The organism is Rhizobium sp. L51/94 (assembly GCF_019355555.1).
Classification (GTDB): Bacteria; Pseudomonadota; Alphaproteobacteria; order Rhizobiales; family Rhizobiaceae; genus Rhizobium; species Rhizobium rhododendri.
The window spans coordinates 3,012,692-3,024,833 of record NZ_CP072141.1 but is presented as its reverse complement, the minus strand read 5'-3'; the positions used below and the strand labels follow the sequence as shown (position 1 = coordinate 3,024,833).

General features: G+C 61.3%; 10 protein-coding genes. 6 read left to right on the top strand and 4 right to left on the bottom strand.

The annotated features are described in order from the left end of the window. Positions 1-86 precede the first annotated feature (86 nt). Positions 87-1,814: a Do family serine endopeptidase gene (locus tag J5274_RS14820; protein ID WP_142823150.1), complete on the top strand. Its 1,728-nt coding sequence runs from the start codon at positions 87-89 to the stop codon at positions 1,812-1,814. 3 nt (positions 1,815-1,817) lie between these two features. On the opposite strand, the gene J5274_RS14815 is transcribed toward J5274_RS14820, so the two are convergent. Further along, complete coding sequence (locus J5274_RS14815) at positions 1,818-2,387, bottom strand: GNAT family N-acetyltransferase (protein ID WP_142823149.1); 570 nt, start codon at positions 2,385-2,387, stop codon at positions 1,818-1,820. A gap of 48 nt (positions 2,388-2,435) precedes the next feature. Continuing rightward, positions 2,436-3,326: a phosphoserine phosphatase SerB gene (gene serB / locus J5274_RS14810; protein WP_142823602.1), complete on the bottom strand. Its 891-nt coding sequence runs from the start codon at positions 3,324-3,326 to the stop codon at positions 2,436-2,438. Here serB and miaA point away from each other — a divergent pair. Continuing rightward, positions 3,325-4,218 carry a tRNA (adenosine(37)-N6)-dimethylallyltransferase MiaA gene (gene miaA, locus J5274_RS14805; RefSeq protein WP_142823148.1) on the top strand — a complete coding sequence of 298 codons (894 nt, stop codon included), beginning with the start codon at positions 3,325-3,327 and terminating at the stop codon, positions 4,216-4,218. The genes serB and miaA overlap by 2 nt on opposite strands. Positions 4,219-4,230: 12 nt before the next feature. Here miaA and J5274_RS14800 read toward each other — a convergent pair whose 3' ends face one another. Continuing rightward, complete coding sequence (locus J5274_RS14800; RefSeq protein WP_219274658.1) at positions 4,231-6,273, bottom strand: ATP-binding protein; 2,043 nt, start codon at positions 6,271-6,273, stop codon at positions 4,231-4,233. Between the two features lie 323 nt (positions 6,274-6,596). Between J5274_RS14800 and J5274_RS14795 the strand changes: the two genes are divergently transcribed. After that, positions 6,597-8,390: an acetolactate synthase 3 large subunit gene (locus tag J5274_RS14795; RefSeq protein WP_142823146.1), complete on the top strand. Its 1,794-nt coding sequence runs from the start codon at positions 6,597-6,599 to the stop codon at positions 8,388-8,390. 80 nt (positions 8,391-8,470) lie between these two features. Continuing rightward, entirely contained in the window at positions 8,471-9,043 is a 573-nt protein-coding gene (gene ilvN, locus J5274_RS14790; protein ID WP_111222904.1) for an acetolactate synthase small subunit, read from the top strand. A gap of 27 nt (positions 9,044-9,070) precedes the next feature. Here ilvN and J5274_RS14785 read toward each other — a convergent pair whose 3' ends face one another. Further along, positions 9,071-9,916, bottom strand: coding sequence for an aldo/keto reductase (locus J5274_RS14785; RefSeq protein ID WP_142823145.1), 846 nt, complete (start codon positions 9,914-9,916; stop codon positions 9,071-9,073). Positions 9,917-10,196: 280 nt separating this feature from the next. Between J5274_RS14785 and J5274_RS14780 the strand changes: the two genes are divergently transcribed. Both J5274_RS14780 and J5274_RS14775 read left to right on the top strand, forming a co-directional pair. Beyond that, positions 10,197-10,790 (top strand): LysE family translocator, encoded by a 594-nt coding sequence (locus J5274_RS14780; RefSeq protein WP_142823144.1) that lies wholly within the window; start codon positions 10,197-10,199, stop codon positions 10,788-10,790. 121 nt (positions 10,791-10,911) lie between these two features. Then, positions 10,912-12,039, top strand: coding sequence for an ATP-dependent RecD-like DNA helicase (locus tag J5274_RS14775; RefSeq protein ID WP_111222907.1), 1,128 nt, complete (start codon positions 10,912-10,914; stop codon positions 12,037-12,039). Positions 12,040-12,142 lie beyond the last annotated feature (103 nt).

Sequence of the window (12,142 nt, the reverse complement as noted above, 5' to 3'; positions counted from 1 at the left end):
TAGCGAAAAAGGCGATTCCACCCTTCATCATTCCGCCCTATGCTGATGCTGTAATAAACGACCTGACCTTTTGATGAGGATGCCTGATGGCTTCGACCGCTTGCCCGACCCTTCGACGTTCGCTTGCCCTGATGGCTGGCGCGGCCCTTGTTGCCGGCTCCACCTTCAATGGCTTCGAACGGGCTTATGCGGAAGGCACGACGAATGTCCTCTCGGGCGTGCCGGGCACCATGCCGGCCACTCCCGCGCCGCCGAATGCCACGACCCCGCCGACGCCGTCAGGTCCGTTGCCGGTGCCACCGCCAGGATCTGCGCCGCCTGCCGCTCCACGCCCACCGATGGCAGGACCTGCCTCGGTTGCCGATCTCGCAGCCGGGTTGCTTGATGCCGTCGTCAACATCTCGACCTCGCAGAAGGTCAAGGGCGAGGGCACCGTGTCGACACCGAAGATGCCCGACGGATCGCCTTTCCAGGATCTGTTCAACGACTTCTTCAAGGATAAGCCCGGGCAGAGCAACAATCACAAGGTCAGTTCCCTGGGCTCCGGCTTCGTCATCGATCCGAAGGGCTATGTCGTCACCAACAACCACGTGATCGAGGGCGCCGACGATATCGAGGTGATCTTTCCGGATGGCACCAAGCTGAAGGCAAAGCTTGTCGGCACCGACACCAAGACCGACCTTTCCGTCCTCAAGGTAGAGCCGAAGCAGCCGTTGAAGTCGGTTCACTTCGGTGATTCCAGCCAGATGCGTATCGGCGACTGGGTGATGGCCGTCGGCAATCCCTTTGGTCTTGGCGGCTCGGTGACGGTCGGTATCGTTTCGGCACGTGGCCGCAACATCAATGCCGGCCCGTACGATAATTTCATCCAGACGGATGCTGCGATCAACAAGGGCAATTCCGGCGGTCCGCTGTTCAACATGCGCGGTGAAGTGATCGGCATCAACACGGCTATCATCTCGCCGAGCGGCGGCTCCATCGGCATCGGCTTCTCCGTGCCTTCAGAGATTGCCGAGGGTGTCGTCAAGCAGCTGATGGATTTTGGTGAGACGCGTCGTGGCTGGTTGGGGGTGCGTATCCAGCCTGTGACCGACGATGTCTCGGAGAGCCTCGGACTGCCGTCGGCCAAGGGCGCGCTTGTGGCGGGTGTCATCAAGGGCGGTCCGGTCGACAACGGCTCGATCCTTGCGGGAGACGTCATTCTCAATTTCGATGGCAAGGCTGTCAACGAAATGCGCGACCTGCCGCGCGTGGTTGCGGAAAGTCCGGTCGGCAAGGCGGTAGATGTCGTGGTGATGCGCAACGGCAAGCAGCAGACCGTCAAGGTGACGCTCGGCAAGCTTGACGACACTGCCGCTGCCGCGGACGATAAAGCGGCTGCGCCGGATGCGGCACCCGGCGGCTCCAATGGCAATGGCGTCATTAACCCCGATGGCGACGGCGCTGGCGATGACGATGGGATGGACGATCAGGAAGACCAGGGCGACGCTGCACCGGCTCCGAACGCCGATACAGTCCAGACCGTACTTGGTATACAGCTGGCGGGCCTCAACGCGGACAACCGCAAGACCTTCGGTATTGCAGACAGCGTCGACGGTGTCGTCGTCATGGAGGTTGCACCGGGATCGCCGGCGCTCGAAAAAGGCCTCAAGCCCGGCGACGTAATCGTCGAGGTGGCGCAGGAATTCATGAAGACGCCGGGATCGATCTCGGCCAAGGTTACGTCCCTGAAAAAGGAAGGCCGTCGCAACGCGCAGATGATGATCGCCGCGCCCAACGGCGACCTGCGCTTCATTGCCGTGCCGCTGGAGTAGGGCTTAGGCCGCACTCTCCGCGTCGCGCCACTGGTCTGCCGTCAACCGGTAGAGCACGTGATGCTTCAGCTCCGGCTTGCTGTCGGGGATGCGGGGATGATCGAAGTCGCCGTTCATATCCCGGTGCATGCCGATGCGCCGCATCACGGCCGTCGAGCGGTGGTTGTTGTGGACGGCGAAGGAAACGATCTCGTCGAGATCAAGGGTCTCGAAGCCGTGACGGAGCAGGGCGGTTGCCGCCTCGCTGATGAAACCCTGTCCCCAGAAGCGCACCGGCAGACGCCAGCCGATTTCCACCGTCCCAAGCGGAATGAACGGTTCTAGGTCGGTGCGGGCAAGGCCGCAAAAGCCGATCGTTTCGCCGGTCGCCTTGCTTTCAAGCGCATAGAAGCCGAGGCCTGTTTCCGCAATCAGGGTCTTCAGATGGTCGAAGAAAGCATCCGCGCTCGCCCGATCCCGGCAGAAGGGAAAGAACTTCATGACCGTCTCGTCGGAGTTGATCTCGAAGAAAAGATCACGGTCGGGTTCGCGCCAGTTGCGAACGATGAGGCGGTCGGTTTCGAGAATGATCATGGCCAAAGTTCCATCCGTCTCTTGAAGCCTCGAAATGCGTTTGGAGATTCAGGCGTCGACAAAATCCGTTTTGCGGTAGCCCTGGATATAGAGGAGCGCGGTGAGGTCGGCGTGGTCTATGCGCATTTTTGCTTCAGCCGCGACGGCGGGTTTTGCATGCAGGGCGACGCCGGAGCCGGCGAGCTCCAGCATGCCGAGATCGTTGGCTCCGTCGCCGACCGCAATCGCGTCCTCGGTGGAGATGCCGAGGGTGGCCGCGATTTCGGTGAGGGCATCGACCTTCGCCTGCCTGCCGAGGATCGGCTCGGCGACGAAGCCGGTGAGCACGCCATTGTCTTCCAGCAGCACGTTGGCGCGGTCTTCATTAAAGCCGAGAGTAGCGCCGATGCGGCTGGTGAAGACTGTGAACCCGCCCGAGACGAGCGCGGTGTAGAAGCCCTTCGCCTTCATGGTGGCGATCAGTTGCGGGCCTCCTGGTGTCATGGTGATGCGCCTGGCGATCACTTCGTCGACGACCGAGATTGGCAGGCCTTTCAACAGCGCGACGCGGGCGCGCAGGGCGGGTTCGAAATCGATCTCGCCGTTCATGGCCTGCGCAGTGATGGCTGCGACCTGATCCTTCAGGCCGACTTCGGCTGCCAGCTCGTCGATGCATTCCTGGGCGATTATCGTTGAATCCATGTCGGCCACCAGCAGCTTCTTGCGTCGGGTCTCGGCATCCTGGATGACGAGATCGATGGGTGCGCTGCCTAGTACGGTCCTGAGGCTTGTCTCGGCCGCCTGCAGGTTGGTGCCGTCCCGGAGGGCGATGTCGCAGGCTATGCCATCCGCCAGCCAGTACAATCCCGATGCTTTCACCGCATCGGCCGCCTGTTCCGCGAGGCGCGAGACGAGAACGGGGTTTGACGGATTGGCAATAAGCGTGGCAACGAAGGCCATGATGGGAAACCCTGTGAACGACATCGACGCGATCCTGATAACCGGGCCGACCGCCAGCGGCAAGTCCGGCATGGCCGTGGAGCTTGCCAGCCTGCACGACGGCGTGGTGATCAATGCCGACAGCATGCAGGTCTACGACACGCTGCGGATCCTCACCGCGCGCCCTTCCATCGAGGATACGAAGGGCATTCCCCACCATCTCTACGGCCACGTCCCGGCGAGGGATGCCTATTCGACCGGGATGTGGCTGAGGCAGATTTCGGAGCTTTTGGCAGAACTCCGCCGGGAGCGCCGCATGCCGGTCATCGTCGGCGGAACCGGGCTCTATTTCAAGGCTTTGACGGGCGGACTTTCTCCTATGCCGGAAATCCCGGCCGAACTTCGTGAGGGTCTGCGCCAGCGGCTGATCGAGGAGGGGGCGGAACCGCTCTACCGCGAACTGGCGCAGCGCGACCCGGCGATGGCGGCTACCCTCAAGCCGCAGGACGGGCAGCGCATCGTCAGGGCGCTCGAAGTGAAACTGGCAACAGGCCAGTCGCTTGCCGCGCTACAGGGGCTTGCCGGACCGGTCATCATCGACCCCGCCCGTGCCCGCAAGATCGTCGTACTGCCCGAGCGGCAGTTGCTGCACGCGCGCATCGACCGCCGGTTCGAGGCGATGCTTGCTGATGGTGCGGAGAAAGAGGTAGCCGATCTGCTGGCGCTCGGCCTTTCGCAGCAGCAGCCCATCATGAAGGCTATCGGCGTCTCGCAGATTGCGGCGATGTTACGCGGCGAAATCGGGCGCGAGGAGGTCATCGAACTCGGTTCGGCTGCGACCCGGCAATATGCGAAGCGGCAGATGACCTGGTTTCGCAACCAGATGGATGAAAGCTGGGAGCGGATCGGCTGAAGTCGGCGGGCGTTAATCCCTGCTGAACAGCGACCCCAGCGGCTTCCTGATAAGACTGTCACGCATCGACGAAGCCTGATCGCGGCGCGGAGATGCGCCGGTGTCCTGCGTAGGGTTTGCCCGGCTGGCATCATCGCGCCTGTATTCGCGGCGCAATTCGGCAAGCTTGCTGTCGATCGAGGTCTGCGGAGGCATGGCGAGGCCGGCGGCAGGCTCGCCGGGGCGAGGCAGCATGTCGGACCTGTAGGCCTCGACCGATACGGGACCCAAAGGCACGGGTCGTGGTGTTTCCTCGGACAGGTGGCGCACCGAAGCTACTTCCGGCTCGATCTCGTCTTCGCCGGTCCTGCTGCTGCCCGTCGAATAGGCCTGCTGGAACGCCGATATGTCCGGTCCGGAGATCGAGCGCATGCGGCTGACGATATTGCGCAAATCGACCGTGTCCGGGGTCACGTCGTCGGCCCGTTCGGCAAGGCCGTTGGCTTTCGGAATGAGATTGTCCGCCACCCTGGTAAAGCGCATGCGCATCGGCACGGCAATCGCCTCGCCGAAAGCGATAGCCTCGCCATTGCCGATCGACGACAGGAAGCTGGTGGTGGAGATGGACGAGTTCGGAATGGCGGAGCGGATGATCTCCTGGTCGCGGTCGTTGGCAAGGCGCATGGCAAACAGCGTCGAGCACTGCGACAGGATCGTCTGGTCGAGTTCGCCGGGGCGCTGCGTGATGATGCCGAGGGAAACGCCGTATTTCCGCCCTTCCTTGGCTATCCGCGATATGGCCTGCCGGGTGGGCACAAAACCGAGATTGGGATCGGCTGGAATGTAGCGATGGGCTTCTTCGCAGACAACCAGCATGTGAATGCCACCCTCGCTCCAGAGCGCGATTTCGAATGCCATGCGGCAGAGGACCGAGGCGACGGAATTGACGACTTCCGAGGGAATTCCCGACAATTGAAACGTGCAGATAGGCCGGTCGTCGCCCGGGATCCGGAAGATTTCCGCGATGGTCTCCATGATCGTGTCGCTGATCGTGTTGTTGGAGAACATGAAGTGATAGCGCGGATCGTTGATCGCCGAGATGACGCGGATTTTCAGCGAGCGAAGATGCGGCTTCTCCTGCCGTCCCTCGAGCTTGCCAATGCGCTCGTCGATCAGCGCGAGAAGATCGGCCATCCGGTAAGGAACGGGCGTGTCTGCCGTCATCGAGCTTTTTTCGGTCTGGCGGCGCATCAGCGTCGAATCGTTGCCCCGAAAGGCGCGCTTCGCATCCGGAATGATATCGCGCAGCATATCGAGTTCTTCAGCCACGGGCGGGCGGCCCCGGAAGATGACCTCGGCAAACTCCTCCAGCCGCATCAGCCAGAAGGGCAGGTCGAGCGTATCGGTATCGACGACGACGGAATGGTCGGGAAAAGCGGCGGCAAATTCGTTGTGGGGATCGAGGATCAGCACCCGCAATTTCGGATCGGACGCAATGGCCTTGTGCAGCAGCAGCGATACCGCCGTCGATTTGCCGACGCCGGTCGAGCCGACAACGGCGAAGTGCTTCGAGAGCATGGAGGGTATGTGGATGGCGGCGTCGATCGTTTCGTCCTGCGTCAACTTGCCGATGACGCAGCTGCTTTCCTGGCCGGCGTCATAGATGCGCATCAGGTCGCGAGCGCGAATACGATGGGCGACGGCGCCGAGATGAGGATAGCGGGAAATGCCGGAGGAGAATTCTTCGCGGCCATCGGCATCGACGCGCACTTCGCCCAGCAACTCGGCTTCAATTCGGAACTGGTTGTCCTCACCTTCACCCCAGGCCATGTTGCCGGTGTCCATGGAGTAGACCAGCGCGGCGACGCGGTTGCCCTCGACGCTGATGGAGATCAGCCGTCCGACGGACCAGAGTTCTGTGAGATCGGTGCCGCCCGCCTCTGCGGTTGCGGCGATCGTGACACGAGCTCCGCTGCATGCGACGACGCGGCCAAGAAAGCGGTTCCCGGGGGTGAGGTTGTCGCGGCGGTCATGTTCGCCCGCTTTGCCTGACGTCTGCAAATCGTTGTTTAGCAACCGGGTGCTCCTGATATCGGCCGAGCATAGGGTTATCCGCTTAACAAAGTCCTGTCGAAGTGCTTGTTTTTTCAGCTGACCTTTCGTGCATTGACTTTTTATTGCCCAAAGCGTTGACGCTACGAAATTTTCTGTCTATCAATTCCGGTCATGAACATAGCGACAACTCTTATTGTGGTGGGACAGCGCATGGGCAGGATGGTGTAACCATCCGGCGATAGCCACCCATGCGCTAGACAACAGGCTCCCGAAGGAGCCTTTTTTTATGCCCGAAATCGGGCGTCGCGCTTCCAGAATACTCAAGCAGGCAACGGAACTTGGCAATGACGGGCACAGACAAGCAGATCAGCGATAACAGGATGACCGGCGCAGAAATCGTCCTGCGGGCGCTCAAGGACAATGGCGTCGAGCATATTTTCGGCTATCCGGGCGGCGCAATCCTGCCGATCTACGACGAGATCTTCCAGCAGGACGATATCAAGCACATCCTCGTCCGCCACGAGCAGGGCGCCGGACACGCGGCCGAGGGCTATGCGCGCTCGACCGGCAAAGTCGGCGTCATGCTGGTGACCTCCGGCCCCGGCGCCACCAACGCTGTCACGCCGCTGCAGGATGCGCTGATGGATTCGATCCCGCTCGTCTGCCTGACCGGCCAGGTTCCGACGACGCTGATCGGCTCCGATGCTTTCCAGGAATGCGACACGGTCGGCATTACCCGGCCTTGCACCAAGCACAACTGGCTGGTCAAGGACGTCAACAAGCTTGCGGCCGTCATTCACGAAGCCTTTCGGATCGCCCAGACCGGCCGTCCGGGCCCCGTCGTCGTCGACATCCCCAAGGACGTTCAGTTCGCCACCGGCACTTATACGCCGCCGGAAGCGCATGCAGTCCAGAAGAGCTACCAGCCACAGGTCCAGGGCGACATCAACCGCGTCAAGCAGGCTATCGAGCTGATGGCGACTGCCCGCCGTCCCGTCATCTATTCGGGCGGCGGCGTCGTCAATGCCGGTCCGGAAGCCTCCAGATTGCTGCGCGAGCTGGTCGAGCTGACCAATTTCCCCATCACATCGACGCTGATGGGTCTCGGCTCGTATCCAGCTTCCGGCAAGAACTGGCTGAAAATGCTCGGCATGCATGGCTCCTACGAGGCCAACATGGCGATGCACGACTGTGACGTCATGGTCTGCATCGGTGCCCGTTTCGACGACCGCATCACCGGTCGCCTGAACGCCTTTGCGCCGAATTCGAAGAAGATCCACATCGATATCGATCCGTCTTCGATCAACAAGACCGTTCATGTCGACATCGGCATCGTCGGCGACGTCGGCAATGTCCTAGAAGACATGGTCCGCCTGTGGCGTGCCCTGCCCAAGAAGCAGGAGCCCGGCCAGCTCTCCGCGTGGTGGGACGACATCAACCGCTGGCGGGCGCGCAATTCCTTCGCCTACAAGATGAGCGACGATGTCATCATGCCGCAATATGCGATCCAGCGGCTCTATGAGCTGACGAAGCATCGCGACACCTACATCACGACCGAAGTCGGCCAGCATCAGATGTGGGCGGCCCAGTTCTATGGCTTCGAGGAGCCGAACCGCTGGATGACTTCAGGCGGCCTCGGCACCATGGGCTACGGCCTGCCGGCAGCTCTCGGCGTCCAGATCGCCCATCCGGATGCGCTGGTCATCGACATCGCCGGCGATGCCTCGATCCAGATGTGTATCCAGGAGATGTCGGCGGCGGTGCAGCACGATGCGCCGATCAAGATCTTCATCCTCAACAACCAGTACATGGGCATGGTTCGCCAGTGGCAGCAACTGCTGCATGGTAACCGCCTGTCGAACTCCTACACGGAGGCGATGCCTGACTTCGTCAAGCTTGCGGATGCCTATGGCGGTGTCGGCCTGCGCGTCGAAAAACCCGGCGATCTCGATGCGACGATCCAGGAAATGATCGACGTCAGGCGTCCCGTCATCGTCGACTGCCGCGTTGCCAATCTCGCCAACTGCTTCCCGATGATCCCGTCGGGCAAGGCACACAACGAGATGCTGCTGCCGGACGAAGCCACCGATGAGGCCGTCGCCAACGCCATCGACGCCAAGGGGCGCGCGCTGGTTTGATCGCGACGCGGAGGCGCGGTGGACGCGCCTCCAATCATGCATGGCGTTGAACAAATATCTGAGGAAACGGACCCAAGATCATGAATGCACACCTTCAACCGACCGGCTCCGCCTATTTCATTTCGCCGGAAACTGCGACGGCCGAGAACCACACGCTTTCGGTTCTGGTCGATAACGAGCCGGGCACGCTTGCTCGCGTCATCGGTCTTTTTTCCGGTCGCGGCTATAACATCGAGAGCCTGACCGTGTCGGAAACCGAACATCAGGCGCATCTGTCACGCATCACCATCGTGACCCGCGGGACGCCACAGGTGCTGGAGCAGATCAAGGCGCAGCTGGAGCGTATCATTCCCGTTCACCGGGTTGTCGACCTGACGGTACGGGCCCGCGAACTCGGCCAGGAACGGCCGATCGAGCGCGAAGTGGCCCTGATAAAGATCACCGGTACCGGCGAGACGCGGGCCGAGACGCTGCGGCTGGCCGACGCTTTCCACGCCAAGGTGGTCGATGCCACCGTCGAACATTTCATTCTGGAAATCACCGGCAAATCCTCGAAGATCGACCAGTTCGTCGCCATCATGCGGCCTCTCGGCCTGGTCGAGGTATGCCGCACGGGCATCGCGGCAATGAACCGCGGCCCGCAAGGCATGTAAGCTGCAATCACGCGGTGCCGCTGGAGATCAGAGCATCTCCAGCGGTGTTTTCCTCTGCGGAGGCGGAAAGGCTGCGTCTAGGGCTGCCCAGTCCTCATTCGAAATGTCGAGCGACACTGCCTGCCGGTTTTCCCTGGTGCGCGCCGGCTGGGACGTCTTCGGAATCGCGAAAACGCCGTCGCGCCTGAGCACGAAGGCAAGTGCGACCTGGGCAGGCGTTGCCTGATAGGCCTTGGCAAGCTGGACGAGCGTCGGGTGACGCGTCAGCCGGCCTTGCTCGATAGGCGAATAGGCCATCACTGGAATATTTCGGTCGTGGCACCACGGCAGCAGGTCGAATTCTATTCCACGCCGGCCGAGATTGTAGAGCACCTGGTTTGTGGCGACGTTTCGGCCAGACGGCACCCGCAACAGTTCCTCCATGTCATTGACATCGAAATTCGAGACGCCCCAGGCGCGGATCTTGCCGGCAGCCTTCAGCCGCTCGAAGGCGTCGACTGTCTCTGCCAGCGGGTAGCTGCCGCGCCAATGCAGCAAGTAGAGGTCGAGCCGGTCGGTTCCTAATCGTTGCAGGCTGCGCTCGCAAGCTTTGATCGTGCCCTCGCTGCTGGCATTGTGCGGATAGACCTTGCTGACAAGGAAAACCTCGTCGCGACGACCTTCGATTGCCTTGCCGACAAGCCGTTCCGAGGCGCCTTCGCCATACATCTCGGCAGTATCGATCATCGTCATGCCGAGGTCGATGCCGACCTGGAGGCTTTCGATCTCCGTCTTCGCCCCGGAGGCATCGTCGCCCATGTTCCAGGTGCCCTGGCCAAGGGCTGGAACGCTGATGCCGGAGGGAAAGCTAATCGACGGGATGGCATCGCTCATGGCTGTCGCCTTTCGTATCGTTCGTGGAAGAGGTTCACAGAGTACGCTTCTTGTCTCCAAGCGATGTATGCTCCGCACCACAGTTTTAAAGGTAACACTGTCGTGACCCCGGTCGTCGGTGTCAGCCACGGACGCGCTGCCGATGCTATTTTGTCACCGTCACATTTGTCATCTCGTACATCACGAGGATTGCGTGCATATCGGATGCACGCGTCGCAGAGGACGGATATTCCGTGCCCTGCACAGAGCGATGGAAACGCGACATGCCGGGGAGACGATGATGCCGCCTGATACGTTGCTGGCCCTGCTTCTATTTGCCTTCACCACGTCGATCACACCGGGGCCGAACAACATGATGCTGTTCGCATCGGGGGTAAATTTCGGCTTTCGGCGCACGATCCCGCACATGTTCGGCATAGGTGTCGGCTTTCTGTCGCTGCTTTTGAGCGTCGGTCTTGGGCTTGGCGCCATCTTGCATACGGTCCCGGTGGTATACACCGCCCTGAAATTTGCCGGCGGGGCCTATCTGCTGTGGATTGCCTGGAAGATCGGCTCGTCGCGCAGCCTCGGTGAAAGGGAAGGCGGCGCCCGGCCGATGTCGTTTTTGGCAGCCGCTGCCTTTCAGTGGATTAATCCGAAGGCCTGGGTCATGGCCGTCACCGCGATGGCTGCCTATACCGATGCGGACCGATATTTTGTCAGCGTGACGATCGTCGGACTGGTTTTTGCCGCCGTCAATATCCCGACGGTCTCCACCTGGGCCGGCTTCGGATCGGCGCTGCGCGAGTGGCTGGCGGTGCCGGTGCGGCTGAAGTGCTTTAATATTACCATGGCGGTTCTGCTCGTGCTCAGTCTCTGGCCGATGCTGAAGTAAGGCAGCGTTGGGGAGGCTCACGTGCGTTGCGGGGGTGGGAGAAGGTAGCTCTGCCTCTTATTCCCGGTATCCGCAGATTTTTCCGGTTGCCTCCAAAGGGCGAATCCTGCCAAGTCCGGCGATGCAATTTGCGCCACAACAAGATGAAGCGCTTAAGGCCGTTTCCAAATGGCTGAAGGACGGGCGGTCGCCGCTTTTTCGCCTGTTCGGCTATGCCGGAACCGGCAAGACGACGCTTGCCCGCCATTTCGCCGAGAATGTCGATGGGGAGGTGCTGTTTGCCGCCTTCACCGGCAAGGCTGCCCAGGTGCTGCGGTCGCGCGGCGCCACCAATGCCCGAACCATCCATTCGCTGATCTATCGTCCGCGCGGCGAGGAGTCCGTCGAGGATGAGGAAACCGGCAAAAGCTCGATGACGCCGATGTTTACCGTCAACCGGCAGAGCCCGGTGTCGAAGGCTGCGCTGATCGTCGTCGACGAGTGCTCGATGGTCGACGAGGCGCTCGGCAAGGATCTGATGAGTTTCGGCACGCCGATCCTTGTGCTCGGCGATCCGGGCCAGCTTCCGCCGATCACCGGGGGTGGGTTTTTCACCAATGAAGAGCCGGACTACCTGCTGACCGATATCCACCGCCAGGCTCGCGACAACCCGATCATCCAGCTCGCCATGCAGGTGCGCGAAGGCAAGGAGATCATGCACGGTGACTACGGGACCGTGCAGGTCATCTCCAAGGGCGAGGTCACGCAGCCGCTGGTGCTCGAGGCCGATCAGGTGCTCGTCGGCACCAACAAGACACGCAAGCGCTACAACCAGCGCCTTCGCGAGCTGAAGGGCTTCAATACAGAATATCCGCAGTCTGGCGACAAGCTCGTCTGCCTCCGTAACGATCCGGCTAAGGGGCTGCTGAACGGCTCGCTCTGGCAGGTCATGACCTCGTCCAAAGAGACCACCAAGCCCGGCATCAACCTTCTGATCCGTCCCGAAGACGACGACATGGATCGCGGTGCGGCCAAGATCAAGGTGCTGAAGACGGCCTTCGAGGATGTTCAGGGCGAAATCCCGTGGACCACCCGCAAACGCTATGACGAGTTCGACTTCGGGTATGCCTTGACGGTGCACAAGGCGCAGGGCTCGCAGTGGAACAAGGTTGTGCTGTTCGACGAGAGCTGGGCCTTTCGCGACACGCGCGAACGATGGCTCTACACGGCGATCACCCGCGCTGCCGAGACGCTGACCATCGTTCGCTGAGGTCTGCCGGTTGCATCAATCTTTTGCATGGCTTGCACATGCGAATGTCATTGGCGTTGACGAGACGATCGGATTAAAAGCGCAGGCACGTTGCTCGTGAACT